Here is a 24,140-nt window from a genome sequence, read left to right as displayed (position 1 = left end):
CCAGAACGATGTTACCTAAATCGTGACTGGCGAAGAGGGCGTAGAGCATATCATGAGCCAAAGGCGAGGAAAACGGTTGCGTAGCGGCTTTTAGTGGGTTTTATCGGTTTTTTTATGTGAAGATAAGAAAAAATAGTGCGGTAATTATTGACCACAAGTTGATTAAAACGGGAATTTAATCAGCTCGACACTCTCTTGAGTGACTTTGACCATTGAGCCTTCAACATGCCAGGCGCCCAAAACGGCACGGTGCGCTGTTGCTCCGGGTAATTTTACATTATGTACATCAGGGCGATGAGTGTGCCCGTGAATCATCCAACTGACATTATTCCGCTCGAAGGTGTCAATCACGGCTTGCGGATTGACATCCATAATCAGCTGCGATTTACCGCTATTATTTTGCTGGCTTTGATTGCGCATATAAGCCGCAATGCGTAACCGGAAGCGCAGAGGCAGCCACAGGAATAATTTTTGGATAATTGGGTTGTGTACCCGGCGGCGAAAATGCTGATAGTCAGCATCATCGGTACATAAGGTATCGCCATGTAAAATAACAATTTTACGGCCATACAAATCAACAACTTTTTCTTCCGGTAGCAAGGTCATGCCACTTTCAAGAGCAAAGCGTTTACCGAGCAGAAAATCACGGTTACCGTGAATAAAATAGCAGGGCACTCCCTGTTGCTGGAGTGATTTTAACGCAGCAGCAATTTGCCGATACAGTGGCTCGGGGTCATCATCGCCAATCCATGACTCGAATAAATCGCCAAGGATATATAACGCATCAGCATGAATAGCATCACGCTGGATAAAATGCAGGAAACCGGCAGTAATTGCCGGTTCCTGAATGCTAAGATGCAAATCAGCAATAAAAAGCGTGCTCATTAAGCCGTCATTACTCGCTTACAGTAACGCTTTTAATGATGACATCTTCTTTTGGCACATCTTGATGCATACCGCTACGGCCAGTAGAAACGTTTTTGATTTTATCAACTACGTCCAGACCGTCAGTGACTTCAGCGAACACACAGTAACCCCAACCATCTGGGCGCTCTGAGCGGAAGTTCAGGAAGTCGTTGTCGGCAACGTTAATAAAGAACTGAGCTGTAGCAGAGTGTGGGTCGTTGGTACGCGCCATTGCCAAGGTGCCACGGGTGTTTTTCAGACCGTTGTTGGCTTCGTTCTTAATAGGCGCGTCAGTTGTTTTTTGGTTCATGCCCGGCTCAAAACCGCCGCCTTGAATCATGAAACCATCGATAACACGGTGGAAGATAGTGTTATCATAGAAACCTTTACGGCAGTAGTTCAGGAAGTTTTCAACGGTAACCGGCGCTTTATCCGCGAAGGTGTTGATGACGATATCGCCGTGATTAGTATGAAAAGTGACCATAATAATATTCCTGCTAGTGTAATAAGTGTATTCACAGATGAGTCGTAACTCTTTAGACGGCTCTTATATCATATCTGTGAGATTGAGTCAGCACTCGAAACGCCGCCTTTGTAGGCGAAAAAGTGCTGTATCAGAAGCCGATTTGCCGCATAATCTGATGATATCCCTTTAAACCATGCGTATCGCAAAAACAAAAACCACGGAATGTCCCGATGCTAAAGATTTTTAATACACTGAGTCGCCAAAAAGAGGAATTCAAGCCTATTCATGCCGGTAAAATAGGTATGTACGTGTGCGGGATCACCATTTATGACCTGTGTCACATTGGGCATGGGCGTACTTTTGTCGCTTTCGACGTCGTTTCGCGCTATTTGCGTTATTTAGGTTACTCTTTGACGTATGTTCGCAATGTTACTGATGTTGATGACAAAATCATCAAACGTGCAATTGAAAACAATGAAACTTGTGAGCAATTGACTACGCGAATGTTAGCTGAAATGCACAAAGATTTTGATGCATTGAATTTGGAACGCCCAGATTTAGAGCCGCGCGCGACTCATCACATCCCGGAAATTATTGAGCTAACAGAACGGCTTATCGCCCGTAATCATGCTTATGTGGCTTCTAATGGGGATGTCATGTTCTCCGTCGATAGTGATCCGGATTACGGCGTGTTGTCTCGTCAAGATTTGGATCAGTTGCAGGCGGGCGCTCGCGTTGAAGTGGCTGATGTTAAACGCAATCCAATGGATTTCGTGTTGTGGAAAATGTCCAAGCCCGGCGAACCTCGCTGGGAATCACCTTGGGGGCCAGGTCGCCCAGGTTGGCATATTGAATGCTCTGCAATGAACGGCAAGCAGTTAGGCGCGCATTTTGATATTCACGGTGGTGGCTCTGATTTGATGTTCCCACACCATGAGAATGAAATTGCGCAATCAACCTGTGCCCATGATGGCCCCTATGTTAATTACTGGATGCATTCTGGTATGGTGATGATTGACAAAGAGAAAATGTCAAAATCACTGAATAACTTTTTCACCATTCGCGATGTGCTGGCGTATTACGATGCTGAAACTGTGCGCTATTTCTTGATGTCCGGCCACTATCGTAGCCAGTTGAACTACAGTGAAGAAAATCTCAAGCAAGCGCGTGCCTCATTAGAGCGTTTATACACAGCATTGCGCGGCACAGATGCGAATGCAGCCCCGGCGGGAGGCGTGGAGTTTGAAGCACGTTTCCGTGCTGCAATGGACGATGATTTCAATACCCCAGAAGCTTACTCGGTTCTGTTTGATATCGCCCGCGAAGTCAATCGCCTGAAAGCTGAAGATATGACTGCTGCAAATGCGTTAGCCGCTGAGTTGCGTAGATTGGCTCATGTGCTGGGCTTATTGGAACAGGATCCTGAACTGTTTTTACAAAGTGGCGCACAGACTGACGGTGACGAAGTGGCAAAAATTGAAGCTTTGATTAAGCAGCGCAATGATGCCCGTAGCAGTAAAGATTGGGCGCTGGCGGATTCGGCTCGTGATCAATTGAATGAGTTAGGTATTGTGCTGGAAGATGGCCCACAAGGGACGACATGGCGGCGCAAATAATACTGCGTTTGGGGTGTCGAGTAACGAAGGCAGCCAACGCACATGCAACTTGAAGCATGACGGATATAAGATTAAAAAAATTGCGGTTCTGGTGCTGGCCAGTAACCGCATTTTTTTGCCCATATTATGTGGTGCTGTCGTCATTTTGCAATGGCAGCTTTTCGCAATAACCAGCTAAAACTCGCCACTGCTGAGGTTATTAGGCTTTAACCTGTACTTTCATACCTTGAAACTCAACAATCTGGTCAGCCAGGATTTTGCAGCGCTTGCGCGTTTCTACATTCCCGTCGACTTTTACCTGCCCGTCAGCGATGGCGGCTTTAGCTGAGGCACCGCTGTCGTTCCAGCCTTGCAACTTTAATAAGTCACACAATTCGACGTGCGGGTGTTTCTCTAAATGAAAAATATCCATTACTGTCCTTTCACTCTATTTTCGTTGATGTCATGATATTCCTCGCAGGCTTGCAAGGTATTTTGTATCAGTGTTGCAACGGTCATCGGCCCGACGCCACCGGGGACCGGTGTAATCCAACCCGCGCGCTCAACGGCGGCATCAAATTCTACATCACCGACTACTTTACCACTTTCCAGTCGGTTAATACCCACATCAATCACGATAGCGCCCGGTTTAATCCACTCTCCGGGAATAAAACCAGGTTTACCGACGGCGACGACCAACAAATCAGCATTTTCAACATGCTGGCGCAGATTTTTGGTAAAACGATGCGTGACGGTAGTGGTGCAACCTGCCAGCAACAGCTCAAGGCTCATCGGCCGACCCACAATATTCGATGCTCCCACCACGACAGCATTTAAGCCGTAAGTTGGGATTTCATAACGCTCCAGTAGCGTAACGATGCCGCGTGGGGTGCAAGGGCGTAGTTTAGGCGCGCGCTGACACAAGCGGCCAACGTTGTATGGATGGAAGCCATCTACGTCTTTATCCGGATGGATACGCTCCAGAACTTTGACATTATCAATCCCTGCGGGGAGCGGCAATTGCACCAGAATCCCATCGATTTCACTATCGCTATTCAGTGAATCAATCAATGCTAATAATTCTGCTTCAGTGGTGGCCATCGGCAAGTCATAAGAACGGGAAATGAATCCTACTTCTTCACATGCCTTACGTTTACTGGCGACATAAATTTGTGAAGCTGGATTTTCACCTACCAACACAACAGCAAGGCCGGGGGCGCGCTTACCCGAAGCTAAACGTTTTTGTACCAACGCAGCAACTTCGTTTCGAACCTGCTGCGCAATCGTTTTACCATCTATAATTTTTGCTGACATCAGTGGAAGGGTCCATCAATTAAAAAAGCGGGAATATACCTATTTTGTCAGAAGCGGGGCGTGCTGTCAGGCGTATAATAACGATTAATTAACGATTAAATAGCCAGTTGATAAATCGTAAGGCGAAAAGCCATTGACTCAAAAGCGACTGCCCGTATAATCCAACCCGCAACTGACTACCGGCAGCGTTCTATGCTGCGGTAAATATCAAATGCGCCCTTAGCTCAGTTGGATAGAGCAACGGCCTTCTAAGCCGTAGGTCACAGGTTCGAGCCCTGTAGGGCGTACCATTTCGAAGTAAATAGACGTCAACTGACGTCTTTTTTTATGCCTAAAATTCAGTGATTTGGCTGATTTAAGCGCGTCGAAATTCTCTCAGAATCTATCTACCCCCACCAGCATCAAGTAGTATCTGTTGGTATATGTGATGGTACATCCCCGTTCAATGAAATCCTGTACCAACAGCCAGCAACGGAGGGCCTCAAATGGCGTTAACCGATGTAAAGGTAAGAAGTGCAAAGCCCACGGATAAGCCTTACAAGCTTACCGATGGCGAAGGAATGCATTTAATGGTTCATCCCAATGGATCTAAATACTGGCGCTTGCAGTACCGCTTCGACGGTAAACAAAAGATGCTGGCGTTGGGTATCTATCCTGAGATTTCGTTATCTGAAGCCAGGCAGCGGAGAGATGAAGCTAAGCGGCAAGTCGCTAACGCTATCGACCCCAGTGAACAGAAAAAGGTTGAGAAACAAGCTCGCAAAGCGACAGTGGAAAATACCTTCAAAGCGATCGCTCTGGAATGGCATGAGTACAAACGTCCAAACTGGTCGAAGGGTTACGCTGAAGACATTATGGAAGCGTTTGAAAACGATATCTTCCCTGATATAGGTAAGCGCCCAGTTGCAGAGATCAAGCCTCTGGAGATCCTCAGTTCACTTCGTAAACTCGAAAAACGTGGTGTCCTCGATAAGCTGCGTAAAATCCGCCAGGCCTGCAATCAGGTATTTCGCTATGCCATCGTCACCGGCAGAGCTGAAACTAACCCAGCCTCTGAACTGGCAAGTGCCTTAACTGCGCCTAAGTCTACCCATTATCCCCATCTGCTAGCTGATGAACTCCCTGATTTCTTACAGGCTCTTGCCGCGTATTCTGGTAGCCCGATCACCCGACTGGCTACCCGGATTCTGATGTTGACCGGGGTTCGCACCGTCGAACTCCGCCAGGCTGAATGGAAAGAGTTTGATTTTGATAAACGTGTTTGGGAAGTCCTGGTCGAAAGGATGAAGATGCGTCGTCTGCATCTGGTTCCTTTATCCGATCAAGTTGTGGCATCACTTCGTGAGATCCAGGTAGTGACGGGCCGTTACAATCTGGTTTTCCCAGGCCGTAACGACATTACGAAACCGATGAGTGAAGCGAGTATCAATCAGGTACTGAAAAGGATTGGGTATCATGGGAAGGCGACAGGGCACGGTTTCCGGCACACGATGAGTACTATTCTGCATGAACAGGGCTATAACACGACATGGATCGAGTTACAGCTTGCGCATGTGGATAAGAACACCATTCGTGGCACTGTAATGGTCTAATGATTCCGGACACTTTGTTAGAGATATAATGAGCAATACTAACGAGGTGAGAATGCGAAAAAAAACGTTTACCCATGAGTTCAAACAGGAATGTGTCAATCTGGTTATTCAACATAACTATCCAGTGACTCAGGCTGCTGAAATAATGAATATTGGCCTTTCAACCTTACAATGCTGGCTACGGCAGTATCGCGGAGAGATCCGCGGAAATACACCGATAGCCAGTGCTATAACACCGGAACAACGGCGAATACAAGAACTTGAAAAGCAGGTACGGCAGTTGCAGAGCGACAATGACCTGTTAAAAAAGGCTTCGGCCTTCTTCGCCATGGAAATAAACAACGACAAAAAGTCGCGGTGAAACTGAAAAAGGTCGGTGCAAATATCCAACAGGTATGCCGCTGCTTATCGCTCACGCGCAGCGTGTTTTATTTCTAACTGAATACCACGTCCTGTGGACGTGGTTATCGGCTTTTTGGCTCTGCCAGTAATGCTACTCATGGGAAAATCCGAATCTGTTATCCCCATAACTGATAAGGATTTAACCATGAGTAGGTTCGAAAAAGCATCGCATGTGCTATGGCATTGTCCATACCATATAGTCTGGACGCCCAAGTGCCGATTTCGAATACTAAAGAACAATGTAGGGAAAGAAGTTTACAGGCAAATCAGGATATTAAGTGAACAGTTGTACATTGAGATTGTGGAGCTAAATGTTCAATTGGATCATGTCCATTTGCTGATAAAGATCCCGCCAAAGCTGTCAGTATCGGAAGTAATGGGCCATTTGAAGGGCAGAACAGCAATACGATTATTCAATAAGTTTCCCTATTTAAGAAAGCACAAGCTATGGGGAAATCACTTTTGGGCGAAAGGTTACTGCGTGGACACCGTAGGTGTTAATGCGGAAATGATCCGTAAATACGTAAAGTACCAAGAGAAGCACGAGCAAGAAGAAAATCAGTTGAGCCTGAATGGAATGTGAAGTGAGGACCCTACGGGTTCGTAGCTTAGTACGCCCCTATGGGGCGTCAAAGCAATGCCGCCTTCTATGAAGGCGGATTTTTACGCTCGTAGTCGTCGGCCAATGATCAAACCCGATGTTCTGATGTTGCACGCGGCGGCTAAGCATGTTCACGCTGAAATGGATGCCACATATGGCAGCCGGCGCATGTGCATCGAGTGACGGGAACAAGGTTTTAACGTGGGCAGATACCGCGTTCGGCAGATAATGAAAAACGTATTACTGGTAGCTAAACGGCCCGGGCGTCATCGCTATCCACGCGGCGGAAAACCCGCTGTCGTGGCCGCTAATCTATTGAATCGGCAGTTTAATCCAGAGACATTGAATACCTGGTGGTCAGGTGATATTACCTATCTGCGCACCGCTCAGGGCTGGTTATATCTGGCTATCGTAATGGACTTATGTTCAAGAAAAATAGTGAGTTGGGCCTTCTCAGACAAACCGGACAGCGACTTGACTGTCCGGGCCTTAAGGCTGGCCATAAATAAACGAAGACCCACAGGGTCTATGGTGTTCCATAGAGATCAAGGGGCGCAATATACCAGCGCGCAGTTCCAGTCCTGCCAGCAGGAACTGGATGTTACAGGTAGCATGAGCCGAAAAGGTAACTGCCTGGATAATGCTGTTACGGAAAGGTTTTTCCGCAGCCTGAAAGCTGAGAGGGTTAACTATCGTCGTTATGAAACCCGAAGTCAGGGTATCGCTGATGTTATCGATTATATCGACAGTTTTTATAATCTGAAAAGGCGGCATTATCGTCTGGGAAATATATCACCGGATGAATATGAACGCCGACTACAGCAATGTGCCTAAATCCGTGTCCGGTTTTAGTTGACCATTACAGTTAGGGGTAAGGCCTTGTTCCAGAAGGTAAGCTTGATATCCATCGCGGTTATGTATAGTCATCATCTATCCTGAAAATAACACTGCCATTAAGTGGAGTTGATTTTCCCTGTATGCCATTTTTGTTAGGTAGAGCCAGTTAAAGTAATGTGTGCAAGATCTTAAAAAACAAAAAGGTTTGGTGTTTTGAAATGCTGAGGGGAGTAAGCCTACTTCAGTCAGATTCGGTAGAGCAGAGTTAAGACTGATAAGCTAGCCAGTCGTAAACCCAATTTCTTGGTAGGGTTTCGGCCCGGTGTGGGTTCGAAAATCAAGAATTTAAAGTGTTGGTATCAATGTTGGTACAATACTAAATTAATATTTATTATAATCAATAAATAATAAGGTTAACTAATATGTACGAGTCTGGCCTTCGTATTTCCGGGTGTTTTCTGAACAAGGTTGTCAGGGGACGTTGTTCGCGCCCGGGAAGCAGAGCCAGAAGGCGATAAGTACCAAGATTGACGATCAACGTGCCATACCGGTGGCCACTATGTCATGCCCATTAGTCGATCCCAACATGCGGACTCCCTGTCGGTTGCGATTCGAGGAGCATGAACCACTCTACGAAAAAGAGTATCTGCGCTGAGCTGGATCCTTGTGACAACTGCAGCCTGTCTTACACCTGGAACTAAAATGGGTCTATTTACAAATGGATTTCTATGGATCACATTAATAATGCTAAACGAGTTTTAGATGAAAACTCCAAAGTGCTTTATGGCATCTTTGGTGTCATTAGCGGTTCTGGCTATTTTCCACCTTTACCCTTTCTGAATGAATTTTTCCTGGTTGGTAATGACCCATGTGATCAAGATGGTAGGATGGCTCGTTGGCGTCCATTCACGCTTACGTTCTCTGAATATGAAGTGGTAAAGGCATGGTGGCTTGAATCCCGCCCAAATACAGTTGAGTCTCAACTTGGTTGCGAATGCTGGGGTGATTGGGCTCAAGAGCTCCTGGAGCTGTAAGTATCAGCACAGTTGTATGCAACCTTTTGTTTGCCTGACAACTCTTCCTATCCGATGTTAACTTCGGTGTATTACTTTGTAATTTTACGCACCCAAATTATCACTTCGCGTTCTACGGGCATCCGTTGCGCGGTTCAACTCAATGGTTAGGTCTATGTGTAATTGTAAAAAACTTCCAACTTGTGTGGCTGAAATAGAATATCTGGATCGGGGCTTCCAGTTTTTTGGGGCCTTAATCCATAATCACTACTTCGAAACACCGGATAGTGAGCATTTCGAACCGCAGCTTGATTACTCACAATTCATGTATCACTGCATGGAGTGCGGCCAGAAATGGTACATTGAATGTGCACCAGAGCAGACGCCTTATCCAGAATTTGCTTTAAAGGTTAATGAGTTAGTGCGGCCACCTTCAGTGAACGAGCTACAGGCTGCCAAACAGTATCTTTGTATACTTGCACATGGTGGGTTTGGTTCAGATAAATGTAGGATGGCAGAATGTCAGAATCATAAGCTTCTAGGGCGCGAATTATGCCATCTGCATATTCTATTTCCGTAGTGGTGGAGTAATAAATAGGTTCAAATCCAGTTTATCGACGGGGAAGATAAAAATATCCCTATGTTGTGAATGGAATGTTGTTGGAAAGCTCAATGGGATAGAATCAACTTGCTTAACTGAGTTTCTCTAAAGCTTACAATCCCAGCAAAATATGATTGGGGGCTCCGGCGTTTTTCGAACAGATAAAAATGCTGTAATAACAAGGGTTATAGGGTCTGTATTCGAATCCTGTAGGCCATTAAAATGAATGAGTTACACCGCTTTCAATAATTCCAAATTGTCTCCGTGGGACGAATTTGGGACATGACCATCAAAAATACTATCAATTTGCTTAGCATGGGCACTCAAATGGCGTGGCGCGAGGTGTGCATACCTCTGTACCATTTCGATTGATTCCCCTCGCTCAAGGTCGCTGGACATTTTACAGAATTCCAGAAATCGATGTGAAAAACCGCCGACGGAGGCTGAATTATATTTTAGTAAGATGAATAGCTATATGGTTTTAACTATCGCCATGACAAAACTATCCTACCCTTTCTCGCCGACAGTCCATATTGCTATTTTTTCAAGTGGTTACAGTCAGTTATAAGCGAAAAACATGTCGTTGCATCGTGCATACGGACACTATTTTAGTCATCTTAATAATCTGGATATATCGCTCAAATCAGTGGTGTTCCAGGGGTTAGTACCTTGCAAATACTCCTGTAATTAACGATGTCAACCCGGCCCGTCACTCCCTGCCGCCAACAGTGGCACCAACACGTCGCTGATGGGCGTAGGAATACCCTGTAAGTGACCATAACGCTGTATCACGCCGTTACGGATATCCCACTCCAGTGGGCGGTTGGCCTGGCGATCGGCAAGAATGGAGGTGCCTAGATCCGCAGGGGCACGATGAAAGCCGTCAATGATCTCCTGCGGAACGTTATCATTTAGTACAGCACCTTCCGCACGGGCTACCGTCAAACACTCGCGCAGATAAGCCAGTGCCAATTCAGATATATCCACGCGTGAAAACATCCCGGCACGACGATTAGCAAGTACCATCAGACCGGCGACCGCATTCTGCAACAATTTACGCCAGGCGATGGAGAGAAAATCGGCTGACAGCTCAACTGAGCAGCGTGTGCCGCGGAGCACATCAGCTACCCGTTTTGCCTGCGGCACATCGGGCAGCGTCAGGCGCGGCTTAGCTCGCAGCCAGACTAAAGCATCCGGCGCGCGCTGCGCTGGGAACCACACTACAGAAGGGAGTACCATTGCACCGTTGACTAAGGGTTCCAATTGCGCTTTTTGTTCGACGCCGTTTTGCAGCGCACATACTACTGTGTTTTCATCGCACAGTGCGGCCAGCCAGTTGGCGCTGTCAGCTACCTGGGTGGTTTTCACTGCTATAAACACCAGATCAAACGGTTGGCTAATAGTCGCCGGATGACTCAATACCGGGCCTGGCACCACAATCTCACCGTCATCGTGACGTAGAATTAACTGTGGATGTGCAGTACGCCCGCAAAGGACTGGCGCCCGGTTAACTTCATGCAGTAAAGCGGCGATGGTCGTGCCAATAGCACCCGGGCCAATAAGAGCAATCGTGGGATGGTCAGACATTGCATATTCCCCTTATTTGATTAACCCGTCATCAGGATGCCGGATAATGAATTGTCTCTTTTCATATAACTTAAAATATTACGTTTAAGGTGACAGTCAATCCAGCGAGGGTGAAATTTTTATTTCAGTGAGAATCAAAACTTGAACAATGTTGTCGCAGAGGGGCAATACGGGCAGTATAGATGCTATCTGACACAATAATAAATAAGGGATTTTAATGATCCGTAAATCGACGCTGGTGACTTTACCTCTGCTGGTGGCATCGGTATTCCTGCTGACAGGATGCCCACCTGCACCGGATATAACGCAGTGGAAACGCCCGAATACGGATATCGATGGCGTGCGCGTCGCGATGGGTAAGTGCGGCGTGCAACTCCCCGGCCCTGATATCCCGAAAACGGATAATGAGTCAGTTCTGTATTACCAATGCATGGAAAGTCAGGGGTTTAACCGTAAAGACGGGTTCAAAATTTGCAGCCTTCGTGTCTACCATGATACCCCAGCCTGCCTCAAGCAAGAGCAGGGGCGCCCCTTGAGCCAGGGCCAGCTAGACGCGCTACCTTTTGTTGCAGACCGCGGATTTCATCCTATTAAACCAGATTCCGGCGTGATCAAATCTTCCTTGATTAGCTGGCGTAAAGCGGGGGCCTCGTTGCATTTTTCTCATGAAATTGAAAACGACAAGCAAGCACTGGCGGTGATGTATCAATGCGGTTATCCGCAGCCCTTGGGCTCGGTGCCTTACGTGCCGACGCTGCGCAAAGCCGCGGATGTTCAGCGATGCATGCTGGATAAAGGCTTCGAGCCGAAGAACAAACTCAATCTGGTTTGTCGCAATTACCCGCAAGTCACGGGCTGCCCAAAAACATAATGCCCCTGAACTTACTCCGAAGCCGCAATTTTGGGCTGAAGATGTGATTTTTGTTCCACGACGACATATTCATCATCAAATCTCCTGCAATATGGGAGATTTGATGATGGTTGTCTCTCAAGAGCGAGACGCGGGCGGTATTTGTATTTGAAAGAGGTTATCTCTAAATCATGCCGGCGCACACAGGCACCTGCTGTTGACGAAAATAAACTCTGCAAGCTGTATTCCGCTGTTAATTCTCGGGGCTGTATCTATACTTTTTTCATCAACTGATAAAAATCAATAAGTTCGTCATGATCACGTTTCTTTGTTTTCATGTGCCTGCTCCCTATGAATTGGAATCCACTTTTTATTAAAACCTTACCAGAAGCTGGATTGCGATGAAGATGACGTCCACTAATTACTGATAGGTTTAACGTGTTGAACCCAAAAAGAGAAATAGCATTACAAGCTTCACTACAATATCCCTGATTCCAATACTCCCGGCCAAGCCAGTAACCGACTTCTGCTTTTTCGTCATTAATGCCCATCAGAGATATAGCACCAATAAGGGTCTGATTATCTTTTCTGGTGATAGCAAATGCGGCGAGTGTACTTTTTTCCCAATTAGGGTGATGGGATGCAATCCATTCTTTCGCAAGTATTAATGGGTAGGGGTAAGGAATATTCGAGGTTACATCAGAAATTAAAGGATCATTTACCAGCTCATGAACTCGATCAGCGTCATCAAGTTGGAATGGTCTAAGAATAAGCCTTGCTGTCTCTAAGTGCGGTTGCAATATGATTCCCTCCAAAAGAATGGTTGCACTATCTACACACCCAGCTCGTCTGGAGAGGGGGGGATGAAAATGAGCAATATAATAACAGCGGCCCGAGTAAATGTTCCACTTCCACGTTTTATCGAAAACTCAATGCTGGGGATCGTAAAAGGGTATGTGGTGAGATTAAATGCTGGGTTTATGGCACGCCAGCAAGGATTATAATATTCTCTCATGGGGCCACCTGCAAGATTATTGAGGCAAGAATAATACCTCTGCTCAGGTAGCCATATTTATCGTACCACTACAAAAGCACTGTTTAAATATCTTTGGCCGATTTTATAGCGGTTTTTTGCCTCTTGATTTTGTCTTGTATCTCATTTTTTTGGATCATTTTGATAGCAAAATAAAGGTCTGGTACTAAAATAATATCTTCCATGTAATGAGATATATTATTCTTCGTTAGCCAAACGGACAATTCTGTACTTCGGCCAGCAAGGATAAGTGTCACACCTTTTTCTTTCAACGTTGGAATCAGCTCTTTAAGCATCGTAAATACACTTGCATCATTATAAGTAAAGCTGGTGGTTGCATCGATTGTTATCCATTGAGGTGAAATGGCTGCACTGTTAACAAGCTGGGTGATACGTTTTTTAAAATAAGTTGCATTAAAGTAGGTCAATATAGAATTGAAGCGATACATTATTAAACCATCGATAGGATTAATATCATTTTCAGGGTTAATAGGGTGAATTATTCCTTGGTTATCAATGCCAAGTAACTGATCTGTTGGTTTAAATACTGTACGAAGGAATTGCAGGACGCCAAGAATAATGGCAAATCCAATACCATCGATCAGCCCTGCAGCCAAAACAGCTATTAAGGTAAATACGGTCAGAATATAGGCTGAGCGATTGTGTGCTCGCATGGAAGATATTGCTTTAAAACTGAACATCGACCATGCGGCATAAATAAGAACAGCCCCTAATGTTCCCAGTGGAATAAAACTAAGCGTCTGCGCCAGGAACAAAAGCACCAACATAATCATTAAGGCAGCAATCAATGACACCATTTGGGTTTTGCCACCATTACTGTCATTGACTGCCGTCCGGCTTGTTGCTGCACTTACAGCAAACCCTTGTGACAATCCCGCAACAATATTAATGTAACCTAAAGCATACAGCTCTTGATCAATATCGACTTCATAACCATTTTTGCTTGCAAAACTTTGTACCGTCATCATAAAGCTAACAATACTGATTACTGCGAGATTAAGTGACGGGATAATAAGTTCGCGTAATAAATTTGGGTCGAAATGTGGCATGGATATATGTGGCAATCCTTGACCTAAACTGCCAATAATGGCTATTCCCATTGAGTTGAAATCTAGATACCAGCTCAATATTGTTGCAATTGTCATGACAATAAGTGGTGTTGGCCATGTGGGGCGTAGAGCTTTTAGAATAAATAGGACAAAGAGGCTGGTAGCTGAAAGTATTAATGTTAATTTATGGGTGTCGGCTAATTTCTGGGGTAAAACAATCAGGCATTTAATTAAATCTGATGGGAGTGAATTCAGCCCTAAAATATTGCCAATCTGACCAACCATAATAGTGATGGCAACACCATTCAAAAGCCCTTGTAAGATAGGCTGAGAAAGAAACTCCGCAAAAATAGCGAGGCGAAAACGGCCGGCTATTACGCACCAAAATCCGGTCATCATCGTCATGGCAATAGCCATTTGCCAGAGAGTATCTTGATCACCAAGTGCAAGAGGTGCAATTGCGGCGGTGATGACAGCACAGGTTGCTGCATCAGGGCCAACAATCAATTGCCTTGATGTACCAAATAGCGCATAGACAATCATCGGTAAAATACAGGCATAAAGCCCAACAATAGCATTGAGGCCCATTAATTCTGCGTAAGCAATGGCGACGGGTAATGCGACGGCAGCGACTGAAAGCCCTGAGCGAACATCAGATTTTAAATTTGCACTATCATAATGAATAAAAGTTGTGAGCCCTGGAATCCACTGCGTTGTCCATTTTTTCTGCATTATATTGGGCCTTAATTTCGATGTAATCTAAAATATAATCCTAGGTTTCTTCTCTTATAGCGTAGCTTACAAATTTATACTTAATTAGCAGAAATCTGGTGTTAAGTTAAAGTAAACATTGATTGCTTTCATCATCTGTCTGGTTTCTCATGCTGAGAGTTGTTGTCATCCTTACGCCATCTACTAATGGTATTTTTTGAATGGGCCGCGTCGCGGAATCAAAGCTGCACTGTTATTGTTTAAAATAGTGCTATCCTGCGAGTAACCAATAAAATAATGATAATACCCATAAGAGGGGATAAGTGTGCGTTTGAACAAGGTTTATTTATATCAGGCGGAACCAGCTCAAAAAAGGCCGATTGATGGGCTATTTTCTGCTTCTGTTTTATTGCTTTCTGGGCTGATGCTCTATTCTGTTAATCTGTACGCTACACAATCTCTTCCCCAGAAATACTTACTGGCCAAATCCGGTGATGTTATTCAAATTAAACTCAATGAGTTGCATCCGACCCAAATAGCCGTGGGTAAACTGCAGATTGCAGGTGATCTGGCTGACTATGCCAGTAACCCCAAGCACCTGTTTAGTGATTTATGTAAAGTTCAAGGCGCAGGGAAACTGGCAGAAAATAATGCATTATCAACACCGAAAGATCCCTCTTCATATACTTGCAAACTACCTATCGGAACTAAAAAAGCTGATATGAATACGGTTGATATTGGGCCCAAAGGAAAGCTTTACCTGACTGACGGCCATCATGCATTTAACAGCTTTTGGGATGTCCCTGCCGGTGGTGGTGATGTGACCTTAAGTGTATTGGTTGGGAGTAATTTGAGTCATGATGCCAAAGGAGCGGTGCTGACTCAGGCTCAGTTTGAGCAAAAAATGACTGAACTAAAGCACTTCCTTCCTATTGATGCAGAAGGAAAATCAATCACTTTCTCACAATTGCCGCAAACTTTGGGGACGCACGCTTTTCAGGACGATCCGTATCGTTCAATGCTCTATTATCTGCGCGGCATATCTTATGATAAATCTGATAAGAACCTTAATCCTGAAACGGGTAAACCTTACCCAGAAGTCCCTTTTCTCGAGTTCTATTGGGGGCAACTGCTGCGCAGCAAAATGGATTTAAAACGTTATAATCTGCATAAGCAGGGCGGTTATATAAAAGCACTGGAAGACGCCGCAGCACTGATGGTGAATATACCCAAGAAACAATTGATAGGTAATTCAGGACAAACAGCAGCAGCTTTAGGCCAAATGAACAGTATTGATGAGAATCGTTTAAATAAACTGGCGAAACCGGACTCTAAATTAGCAAGGGCGCTTGAATATCAGGTTAGTCATTAAGTCATTCGAGAATGATTGGGGACATTTTGGCCGGTATCAACGTACCGTATCTTGGTATTTATGCATACTTCCCCACCCAATATAGGTATTTCGTAGGTTTGCTCAGTCTTGGACATTCTGTTTTTTTTACTTAACTGAGCCTTGTCATTGACCAATGACAAGGCGATTCGGGTGTTAGCCACTTTATAATCAGGGCCATTTCTTTTCTTACTGGTATGAAGTATGGCTTATCAACTTAACCTTAATTGGCCCGAATTTTTAGAGAAATACTGGCAAAAACAGCCAGTTGTATTAAAAAACGCTTTCCCGAATTTTGTCGATCCGATTACTCCGGACGAACTGGCGGGCTTGGCTATGGAGGCCGAGGTCGATAGCCGTTTGGTCAGTCATAAAGATGGTCAGTGGCAGGCGAGTAATGGGCCATTTGAGCACTTTGATAATCTGGGTGAAACTAATTGGTCACTATTGGCCCAGGCCGTAAATCATTGGCATGCCCCCTCGGCTGAACTGGTACGTCCGTTTCGCGTGTTGCCAGACTGGCGTTTAGACGATCTGATGATCTCTTTTTCGGTCCCCGGTGGCGGCGTTGGACCCCATATTGATCAATACGATGTCTTTATTATCCAGGGGATGGGCAGCCGTCGTTGGCGCGTTGGTGATAAATTGCCTCTAAAGCAGTTTTGCCCGCACCCAGCATTGCTACATGTTGAGTCTTTCACACCGATTATTGATGAGGATCTGGCTCCGGGTGATATTTTATATATTCCGCCGGGCTTCCCCCACGATGGTTTCACTCATGAAACTGCTTTTAACTATTCAGTCGGTTTCCGTGGGCCGAATGGCAGGGATTTAATCAGTAGTTTTGCTGACTATGCGCTGGAAAATGATTTGGGCGGTGAGCATTATAGTGATCCTGATTTAACTTGCCGTGAGCATCCTGGCCGGGTTGAAGAGTATGAACTCGACCGCCTGCGCGGGATGATGATCGATATGATTAATCAGCCGGAAGATTTTAAACAGTGGTTTGGTCGCTTCGCAACAACACCGCGCCATGAGTTGGACATTGCCCCAGCAGAGCCACCTTACGAATCAGCTGAAATTGTCGATGCTCTGATGGAGGGCGAAACCTTGACCCGCCTGAGCGGGTTGCGGGTTTTGCACGTCGGAGATAGCTTCTTTATCAACAGTGAGCGGTTAGAAACTGTTGACTCTAAAGCTGCTGATGCGATGTGTCGTTACACCATTATTGACCAAAAAAAGCTGGGTGAAGCATTACATAATCCTGCTTTTGTGGCTGAGTTAACTGATCTTATTAATCAGGGCTATTGGTTCTTTGACGAGTAAACATGCGGTTAACTGCGGCTTTTGAATATGTATATTAAAATGTCATTCAAAAGCCGCTTGTTAAGATATTCTGCTTTTAAAAATAATATGTTACTTAAACACCAAATCGCGACAAGGATGCGCTAATAAACTCGCTAAAGTTGGCTGTAGAATATAACTGAATCAGAAACGTTGATGCTGATGTTGCAGCCAAACATGTTCATACTGAAATAGCTGTCACATATGGCGGCCGACACATGTGTATAGCGTTACGTGAACAGGGTTTTAATATTGCCTTGTTCATTAGGTCATTACACTGATACATGGCAGAATATAAAAAAATAATGACTGCTATTTCACCTGAGATGACAAAGACATAAATATGGATCGCTCCCGAATACTTAAGTTCCTGCTGCCTTATCTGTGGCCAAAAAATAACCCGAAACTCCGTTACTACCTGATTGCCGCTGTTATATTTATGGTGATTTCTAAGGTCAGTACGACACTGGTTCCGCTTGCCTATAAGGCGATGGTTGATACTTTAACCAGCGAAAGTGCCAAGATGCTGGCCATTCCCATTACGTTGATAATTGCTTATGGGGTGGCGAGAATTAGTGCTTCTTTATTTGAAGAATTGCGTAACGTCATGTTTGTGCATGTGAGTCAGAACGCGACGCGCTTACTTGGTTTACGGGTATTTAAACAATTACATGAGTTAAGTTTACGTTTTCATCTGGACCGACAAACGGGCGGTTTATCCTTATCTATTGAACGTGGCACACAAGCAGTTGCAACAGTACTTTCACGTATCTTGTTCTCTATATTCCCCATTTTATTTGAGATAACACTGGTCTCTCTTATTATGTGGCATCTATTAGACGGCTGGTTTGCGGTCGCTATTCTGGTGACAGTCGTCTGCTATATTCTGTTTACCGTGATGGCAGTCAGTTGGCGAACTCGTTTTCGGCGCGAGCTAAATCAAGCTAATTCGGACGCTAACACGAAGTCTATCGACAGCCTAATAAACTATGAAACTGTAAAATATTTTGGTAATGAACAGTTCGAAGCTGAGCGCTTTAATACCTCGCGGCAACTGTATGAATACGCAGCAATAAAAAATCAATTCAGTTATACCGCATTAAGCTTGGGGCAAACTGCCATTATCTCAATAGGGCTGGTTGTGATGATGTCCATGGCGGCGAAAGGTATCACCCAGGGGCGTATGACTATTGGCGATTTCGTGTTGGTAAATGCTTATCTTCTTCAGTTGTATCAACCGCTTAATTTCTTTGGGTTTATTTATTCTGAAATCAGACAGGCTCTGATTGATATGGAGAATATGCTCGATTTATTAATGGTAAAAAAAGAGATTACCGACCATCCCGATGCTTCGGCTTTACACCTGACAAAGGGGGAAGTGCGGTTTGACTCTGTTAGTTTTGGTTATGATCCGCGCAGACCTATTTTAAATAAAGTGAGTTTCACCATCCCAGCGGGTAAAACGGTGGCCGTTGTCGGGGCATCAGGGGCCGGTAAGTCAACACTTTCCCGTTTATTATTCCGTTTTTATGATGTAACTGATGGTGCAATTTACATTGATAATCAGGATGTTCGCAATGTGACTCAAGCGAGTTTACGTGAGGCGATTGGTATCGTGCCTCAAGATACGGTGCTGTTTAATGACACGTTGCGTTATAACATTGCTTATGGCCGAACCTCTTCCAGTTTCGAAGAGATAGTCCGAGCTGCAAAACTTGCTCATATCCATAATTTTATCATTAGCTTACCTGATGGTTATGACACGCGGGTAGGGGAGCGCGGTCTTAAGTTATCCGGTGGTGAGAAACAGCGGGTGGCGATTGCGCGTACAATCCTTAAAAATCCGGCTATTTTGGTTTTTGATGAAGCAACCAGTGCGCTAGATACGCATACTGAGCGCGAAATCCAGACTCATCTGCGGGAAGTTAGCCGTAATCATACTACGCTGGTTATTGCTCATCGTTTATCGACCATCATTGATGCCGATGAAATTATTGTGATGGACGCTGGCTCAATAGTTGAACGCGGGGATCATGAAGAATTATTGCTGAAAAACGGACGATATGCAGCCATGTGGCAGAATCAATATCACGAAGAGGAGCAACTTGCTGTGTAGCAAGTTGCTTTTCAATATTATTCAAAAGAGTGCATAAAAATGAATGTGCACTCTTTCCGTTGATATTGATTTATCTGTGGCACCAGTCGCCGGAAATGTTCTGAGGCGCAATGTATATCTAATGCAGCTTGGTCTGGCCACTCTTCAATAAATACGAAGTTGCCAGGATCTTTATGATTGATATACAAATCATAGGAAACACACAGAGGTTCAAGTTTTGTCATTTCCACTAGCTCCTTATAAAGTGGCATGACAATACTGATGTGTTCTGGTTTTATAAAATCGTGAGCAATGACTTTTAACATAGGGCTGATAGCGCTAGGCTCCGGTAAAATACGTGTAAGCGAAAACCGCCAGCGCAATCGCTATCATAATCAGTGTTGTTTTTCTTATTTTCACTTCTGTTCCCGTTATAAACTTTAAAAAGGCTATCCGAACGATAACGGAAAATCCGCTAAAAATCATCGACCCACAACAAAATAACTCCGCTTCAGTTTAAAGTTAGCAAAATCAATGAATCCGCAGGATGCGGGTGCTAACCGGTGACTAATTCCCCGTAGCTTGATTTGAGTCCCAGTTTAAATATAATTATTTGTGTTATTTTATATGACGTGCTAGGTCACATGAGGAGGTTAACATGTCAGCACTTGAGAAACTCGTTTCAGTATATTGCCATACCAGCCTGGACTTTGTGGCATCCACGGTTGCTTTTATGGAAAATCAAAAAAAGAAAATTAATGTTGATGAAATTGAAGCAAAACTTTCTCCAGATGAATGCGATTTCTTCCGGGAAAGGTTAGCTCACTACAGAGACATATATCGGCCTGCGTAATAGTGCGGCGGTTTTGTCGTGCGTTCAACGTTAAATAAGCCGCCTAATGGCGGCTTATTCTATAATGGCCTGTGCCAGACAACTGGTTTCGCGCAGATATAGACATCGCACTCCCTCATTGTCATGTCAGATTGAAGCTTAGCCAAGCAAGGCTCATGCCCGTCACAATCATTTGACCAAATACATTTGCAGGATTACAGGCATGATACTCATGGGTCATACAAAAAAAGACATGTGTTGGTGGTCATAACATCCGCTCTATTTTTTGCTGAACTTGATGTGAATCGCTCAAAAATTGAGCTGCTGAGCTACAGTTAAGATAGGCAATGCATTGACTGTGAGGCCTGTTATGTACCAAAAAATAAATGGCAGTGAGTACCGACGTATCTTTGTCGTTGGTGATATTCATGGCTGCTATAAAAAACTGATGGACACCTTGGGCCGTGTTGCTTTTGACCGCTCTTCTGACTTGCTCGTCTCTGTGGGTGATCTTGCTGATCGCGGAGCTCAGAATACTGAATGTTTTGAATTGCTTAATGCGTATTGGTTTCGTGCTGTTCGTGGTAATCATGAACAAATGGCTATTGATGTGCTGGCTGGTGGTGAGGTGGATACCTGGATTGCAAATGGTGGCCGTTGGTTTTTCTCATTGGAAGGAAACAAGAAATATCAAGTTGAACAGCTGATTAAGCAGACTGGGCAACTGCCGTTGGTGATTGAGATTACGACCGACAGCGGGAAATATGTTATCGCCCATGCTGATTATCCTTCTGATGAATATGTTTACGGCAAAATGGTTGATGAGCAATTAGTCATATGGAACCGTAAGCGCCTTAACATGTCCATGAAAGGAGAAAGTCATGAGATTAGCGGAGCAAATAAATTTATTTTCGGCCATACACCTTTAGTCAAACCGTCATTATTTAAAAACCAGCTCTATATAGATACTGGCGCAGTATTCGGCAACACGCTGACCTTGATTCAAATTCAATAATAAAACCGGGAGTAAGCATCAATAACCACCCCGATAACCCGCCACCTGTGGGAGTGGAAGCGGGTCATATCAATCAAAATGAGATAAAACGCGATGTGTATTTATTGAGTAATAGAATTCGCGATAATAACACCGAGGCGGCAAATACTGATAACAGCAATGTGAACCTCAATGTAACGTCCGATAAGTTATATGCGCTGGCAATAAAATAGAAAATTCCATCGTGCAAAATATACACCCCAATCATTGATGGGCTGATATAGGCTAATGTTTTCTTAATCCATTCGTGTTTAGTGTCAAAGTTATCAAATATAACAAACAAGGATAAACTCAGAATTAAAACGTGTAGGTTATCGAGGAAGTAGCCTGCATTCACTGTTTTATACACATGTATCGACATAAAACTTTCATAGTAATACATCGAAATGGCCGTTGGGATAAGCAATACCTTTGCCACTAGACGTATTCTCGGCATTTTGGTTATTTTCTGACAAACCTTGGAGCAAAGGAACCTGCCGGTCATATAATAGAAAATCCACGTCCATAACCTAAAGTATTGTGGAAAATCAATTAAATATGGCCTTTCGCTGAATGCGCTAATTAAGTCGATAGAAACAGAAAATATCACCAAACATGAGAGGGTTATGATTGCGGTTCTGTTACTTTTTAACACTTTAGAGATTATGGGGTTAATCAGGTAGATAATAGCAATGCTGAATAAAAGCCAACTTTGTAGGAAATAACCTCGTTTGAAACCATCCTCATTGATAAAGTAGAAAAGCACGTTCCAGAAAATTATTATGGTTATAATGGATTTTAATTTTCTGAGTATATCTGCTTGATCTATCTCATCATTCGAATCGATATAGCCAATAATCATAAAGAATAGTGGGGTTGCGATGATTGATAAAAAGTACAGAACACCCATGACTTCTCCACCTAAAAAACACTGCTCTGTACAGGTTTTACTGGCAGAATAAAACGTAACAGCAGAAAAACAGCTTAATGTTTTCAGCGCGTGTAAACCGACATTTCTCATAAAGTCGTTGGGCTTAAAATAAGATTAAATGGAATAGCCTGCTTCAGATGGCGTGGATATAGCATTAAACCCTTCCTATTTAGGCTACTAATTTTTCACTATTTTTACATACAATCCGAATGCTGTCACGTCTGGCTGATTCAACTCTAAATAAACAATTAAGAAATATTCTTTTGAGAAAAAGACGTTTCCTACACTCTCCGGTGTTGACTTCCTATATATCTCCTGACTTCCCTATGGTCTACTTTAAAGTAAGGTGTGTTCTGAGCCATCATTATGATTTTTAATGTTTTTTATTTAATCACAAACAGTTGTGAGTTAACAATTCACGAGGTGCTGAAGCACCAGCGAGTGTGGCCAATATGATAAGTTGCATGATAGTTGATAACGATAAATATCAAACTTTGGGTATGGTAACTATCGTAAAGAAGATATTCACATCGTTAGGATTTAAAAAAGAGATTAAATTCTATCGCAAAGCATTTTATTCAGCAGATATCATTTTTATTGGGGTAGATGAATTCAGTTTTTTTGATGCGCTAAAACGTCTGGATAAAGCGCCTTCAGAGGCTGATGTTTTTTTGATTTGTGATGCCAGATTGAATAGCTTTTTGCAGGGTATCCCAAGGTTCAGTAATGTGACGATGATTTTTAGAGAAGACTCTGTTGATACTGTTACCAACAAAATTGCGACTGTTTTCAAACGTAAGATTCGCGGGCTGAAAGAAAATTTAGCTGACCGCAAATCCACTAAAGTATTGAGTTTACCCTCATCAGAACGTCAGTATTTGACACCCAATGAAAATATCGTGCTGAAATTGTTTAATGAAGGTTTTTCAGGTGGTGATATCGCCAGAATTTTGAAAAAGAGTGAGAAAACTGTCAGTGGGCAAAAACGGTCTGCCATGAAAAAACTGGGTGCCCGTACTGACGTTGAGTTAATTAAAATGTTTATGTTCAAATAGTTAATATAAAAAACGGACTGAATTTTGGATTGCTTTTTCCGTCAACATCAGAGAATACCAAAGGGATTTTCTAGTGCTAGCGGGCAGGGATGCCAGCTTCAGAACCCCGGGGATAACCCGGACAGCCCCAAAGTTATTTGGGGCTGTTTATGGGGGGATGCCCCGTTTTTTAGTAACAGAATATCGGGACTAAATACTCTTCAACTTGGCAATTGTGCTGTCGATATCAACTTCATGCTCTGAGAACGTATAAGTCACATTCTGGAATGTTGTTATTGATAACATTTTCAATGGCACCATTTTCTCTGAAATATCTTCTTCCTGCGGCCGAATTTTATTCATCAGTAAATTGACTGAAAGAATTGTATTGGCTTTATCGACTTCGGCCTGTGCAGGAACTTCTTTAGTAAAGGTATTGAATGATTTGATACTGGTGAGTTTGATTCTCTCATTAGCAATAAATATGTATTTGCTTTCAATTGCCACTTTTACCGCAAATGCTGACAACCCTTTCGTATTGGTTGTTGGCTCGAAGGTCACTTCAGCACCTTTCTTGATCATCTCGGGATTAGCAACTTTAATAACGTGAAAATAACGGTTATCTCCGTTCTCATCGGTGATAAAACCAAAACCTTTATCTTCAAAAAAAGTTGTTATTCTACCGTTCATCATGCATCTCATATTAGCGTATCCAATGGGTAAGTATAATACAGGGGAATCGCTTTCAGATACAGTCTGGCCCTTTTTTAGGGCTAGTTAGGGTGGGTTGAAAAAGAAAAAAATATGGATTTCTGTGCTGTAAATTAAGCATAAAAGGTGGGTTTTTCACTTTTTCTCTATTTTTTGTGATCTCTGCCGTGGACAAAAAAGGGTTCTATTGCT

21 protein-coding genes, 1 tRNA gene and 5 pseudogenes are annotated in these 24,140 nt (G+C 43.8%); 15 read left to right on the top strand and 12 right to left on the bottom strand.

The annotated features are described in order from the left end of the window. Positions 1 to 162: 162 nt before the first annotated feature. Together F0T03_RS15605 and ppiB are read right to left on the bottom strand one after the other, a co-directional pair. The gene (locus F0T03_RS15605; RefSeq protein ID WP_159679361.1) at positions 163 to 885 is read right to left on the bottom strand and encodes a UDP-2,3-diacylglucosamine diphosphatase; all 723 of its coding nucleotides are present in this window, start codon (positions 883 to 885) and stop codon (positions 163 to 165) included. A 10-nt stretch (positions 886 to 895) separates the two neighbouring features. Next, positions 896 to 1,390, bottom strand: a complete 495-nt coding sequence (ppiB, locus tag F0T03_RS15600; RefSeq protein WP_145554902.1) for a peptidylprolyl isomerase B — start codon at positions 1,388 to 1,390, stop codon at positions 896 to 898. A 212-nt stretch (positions 1,391 to 1,602) separates the two neighbouring features. On the opposite strand from ppiB, the gene cysS reads away from it, so the two are divergent. Next, positions 1,603 to 2,988 carry a cysteine--tRNA ligase gene (gene cysS, locus F0T03_RS15595; RefSeq protein ID WP_145554901.1) on the top strand — a complete coding sequence of 462 codons (1,386 nt, stop codon included), beginning with the start codon at positions 1,603 to 1,605 and terminating at the stop codon, positions 2,986 to 2,988. A gap of 199 nt (positions 2,989 to 3,187) precedes the next feature. Here cysS and ybcJ read toward each other — a convergent pair whose 3' ends face one another. Both ybcJ and folD read right to left on the bottom strand, forming a co-directional pair. Beyond that, a complete protein-coding gene (ybcJ, locus tag F0T03_RS15590) occupies positions 3,188 to 3,400 on the bottom strand; it encodes a ribosome-associated protein YbcJ (protein WP_004390634.1) in 213 nt (70 codons plus the stop codon). After that, positions 3,400 to 4,281, bottom strand: a complete 882-nt coding sequence (folD, locus tag F0T03_RS15585; RefSeq protein WP_159679359.1) for a bifunctional methylenetetrahydrofolate dehydrogenase/methenyltetrahydrofolate cyclohydrolase FolD — start codon at positions 4,279 to 4,281, stop codon at positions 3,400 to 3,402. Before folD ends, ybcJ begins: the two co-directional genes overlap by 1 nt. A 213-nt stretch (positions 4,282 to 4,494) precedes the next feature. Here folD and F0T03_RS15580 point away from each other — a divergent pair. From F0T03_RS15580 to F0T03_RS15560, 5 genes and pseudogenes are all read left to right on the top strand, one after another. Next, positions 4,495 to 4,571: transfer RNA gene (locus tag F0T03_RS15580), tRNA-Arg, on the top strand. Positions 4,572 to 4,766: 195 nt separating this feature from the next. After that, a pseudogene (locus F0T03_RS15575) lies at positions 4,767 to 5,861 on the top strand (tyrosine-type recombinase/integrase); the annotation flags it as partial. 64 nt (positions 5,862 to 5,925) lie between these two features. Next, entirely contained in the window at positions 5,926 to 6,234 is a 309-nt protein-coding gene (locus F0T03_RS15570) for a transposase (protein WP_159679357.1), read from the top strand. 186 nt (positions 6,235 to 6,420) lie between these two features. Next, on the top strand, positions 6,421 to 6,858 hold the full coding sequence (tnpA, locus tag F0T03_RS15565) for an IS200/IS605 family transposase (protein WP_159679355.1): 438 nt from the start codon (positions 6,421 to 6,423) through the stop codon (positions 6,856 to 6,858). Positions 6,859 to 7,071: 213 nt separating this feature from the next. Then, positions 7,072 to 7,710 (top strand): annotated as a pseudogene (locus F0T03_RS15560) (IS3 family transposase); the annotation flags it as partial. Between the two features lie 442 nt (positions 7,711 to 8,152). On the opposite strand, the pseudogene F0T03_RS21930 reads toward F0T03_RS15560, so the two are convergent. Further along, positions 8,153 to 8,369 (bottom strand): annotated as a pseudogene (locus F0T03_RS21930) (ISL3 family transposase); the annotation flags it as partial. Positions 8,370 to 8,441: 72 nt separating this feature from the next. On the opposite strand from F0T03_RS21930, the gene F0T03_RS15555 reads away from it, so the two are divergent. Then, a complete protein-coding gene (locus F0T03_RS15555; protein WP_159679351.1) occupies positions 8,442 to 8,747 on the top strand; it encodes a hypothetical protein in 306 nt (101 codons plus the stop codon). Positions 8,748 to 9,558: 811 nt separating this feature from the next. Here the strand turns inward: F0T03_RS15555 and F0T03_RS21720 are convergent. Further along, positions 9,559 to 9,702: pseudogene (locus tag F0T03_RS21720) on the bottom strand (integrase); the annotation flags it as partial. 321 nt (positions 9,703 to 10,023) lie between these two features. Further along, positions 10,024 to 10,914: an oxidoreductase gene (locus F0T03_RS15550; protein ID WP_159679349.1), complete on the bottom strand. Its 891-nt coding sequence runs from the start codon at positions 10,912 to 10,914 to the stop codon at positions 10,024 to 10,026. A gap of 217 nt (positions 10,915 to 11,131) precedes the next feature. Between F0T03_RS15550 and F0T03_RS15545 the strand changes: the two genes are divergently transcribed. Further along, positions 11,132 to 11,785: a hypothetical protein gene (locus F0T03_RS15545; RefSeq protein ID WP_145554509.1), complete on the top strand. Its 654-nt coding sequence runs from the start codon at positions 11,132 to 11,134 to the stop codon at positions 11,783 to 11,785. Positions 11,786 to 12,036: 251 nt separating this feature from the next. On the opposite strand, the gene F0T03_RS15540 is transcribed toward F0T03_RS15545, so the two are convergent. After that, entirely contained in the window at positions 12,037 to 12,564 is a 528-nt protein-coding gene (locus F0T03_RS15540) for a GNAT family N-acetyltransferase (RefSeq protein ID WP_159679347.1), read from the bottom strand. An 83-nt stretch (positions 12,565 to 12,647) separates the two neighbouring features. Between F0T03_RS15540 and F0T03_RS21610 the strand changes: the two are divergent. Further along, positions 12,648 to 12,746 (top strand): annotated as a pseudogene (locus F0T03_RS21610) (glycoside hydrolase family protein); the annotation flags it as partial. Positions 12,747 to 12,862: 116 nt separating this feature from the next. Here F0T03_RS21610 and F0T03_RS15535 read toward each other — a convergent pair. Beyond that, entirely contained in the window at positions 12,863 to 14,599 is a 1,737-nt protein-coding gene (locus tag F0T03_RS15535; RefSeq protein WP_159679345.1) for a SulP family inorganic anion transporter, read from the bottom strand. Between the two features lie 304 nt (positions 14,600 to 14,903). Here F0T03_RS15535 and F0T03_RS15530 point away from each other — a divergent pair, with 304 nt between their 5' ends. From F0T03_RS15530 to F0T03_RS15520, 3 genes are all read left to right on the top strand, one after another. After that, on the top strand, positions 14,904 to 15,950 hold the full coding sequence (locus tag F0T03_RS15530; RefSeq protein WP_159679343.1) for a ParB/Srx family N-terminal domain-containing protein: 1,047 nt from the start codon (positions 14,904 to 14,906) through the stop codon (positions 15,948 to 15,950). Positions 15,951 to 16,172: 222 nt separating this feature from the next. Beyond that, positions 16,173 to 17,294: a ribosomal protein uL16 3-hydroxylase gene (locus tag F0T03_RS15525; RefSeq protein WP_159679341.1), complete on the top strand. Its 1,122-nt coding sequence runs from the start codon at positions 16,173 to 16,175 to the stop codon at positions 17,292 to 17,294. A gap of 361 nt (positions 17,295 to 17,655) precedes the next feature. After that, positions 17,656 to 19,428 carry an ABCB family ABC transporter ATP-binding protein/permease gene (locus tag F0T03_RS15520; protein ID WP_159679339.1) on the top strand — a complete coding sequence of 591 codons (1,773 nt, stop codon included), beginning with the start codon at positions 17,656 to 17,658 and terminating at the stop codon, positions 19,426 to 19,428. A gap of 17 nt (positions 19,429 to 19,445) precedes the next feature. Here the strand turns inward: F0T03_RS15520 and F0T03_RS15515 are convergent, their stop codons facing one another. Further along, the gene (locus F0T03_RS15515) at positions 19,446 to 19,733 is read right to left on the bottom strand and encodes a putative quinol monooxygenase (RefSeq protein WP_159679337.1); all 288 of its coding nucleotides are present in this window, start codon (positions 19,731 to 19,733) and stop codon (positions 19,446 to 19,448) included. Positions 19,734 to 20,065: 332 nt separating this feature from the next. Here F0T03_RS15515 and F0T03_RS15510 point away from each other — a divergent pair, with 332 nt between their 5' ends. After that, complete coding sequence (locus F0T03_RS15510) at positions 20,066 to 20,260, top strand: glycogen synthase (RefSeq protein ID WP_145554502.1); 195 nt, start codon at positions 20,066 to 20,068, stop codon at positions 20,258 to 20,260. Between the two features lie 349 nt (positions 20,261 to 20,609). Continuing rightward, positions 20,610 to 21,254: a metallophosphoesterase gene (locus F0T03_RS15505; protein WP_145554501.1), complete on the top strand. Its 645-nt coding sequence runs from the start codon at positions 20,610 to 20,612 to the stop codon at positions 21,252 to 21,254. Between the two features lie 73 nt (positions 21,255 to 21,327). Here the strand turns inward: F0T03_RS15505 and F0T03_RS15500 are convergent, their stop codons facing one another. Then, on the bottom strand, positions 21,328 to 22,293 hold the full coding sequence (locus F0T03_RS15500; RefSeq protein WP_145554500.1) for an acyltransferase: 966 nt from the start codon (positions 22,291 to 22,293) through the stop codon (positions 21,328 to 21,330). A 374-nt stretch (positions 22,294 to 22,667) separates the two neighbouring features. On the opposite strand from F0T03_RS15500, the gene F0T03_RS15495 reads away from it, so the two are divergent. Next, complete coding sequence (locus F0T03_RS15495; RefSeq protein WP_162526965.1) at positions 22,668 to 23,258, top strand: helix-turn-helix transcriptional regulator; 591 nt, start codon at positions 22,668 to 22,670, stop codon at positions 23,256 to 23,258. A gap of 189 nt (positions 23,259 to 23,447) precedes the next feature. Here the strand turns inward: F0T03_RS15495 and F0T03_RS15490 are convergent, their stop codons facing one another. Further along, positions 23,448 to 23,927 (bottom strand): cold-shock protein, encoded by a 480-nt coding sequence (locus tag F0T03_RS15490; protein WP_145554538.1) that lies wholly within the window; start codon positions 23,925 to 23,927, stop codon positions 23,448 to 23,450. Positions 23,928 to 24,140: the final 213 nt, after the last annotated feature.

The organism is Yersinia canariae (genome assembly GCF_009831415.1).
GTDB classification, from domain to species: domain Bacteria; phylum Pseudomonadota; class Gammaproteobacteria; order Enterobacterales; family Enterobacteriaceae; genus Yersinia; species Yersinia canariae.
The sequence above is the reverse complement of the archived record's forward strand: the minus strand, read 5'-3'. Positions and strand labels throughout refer to the sequence as shown.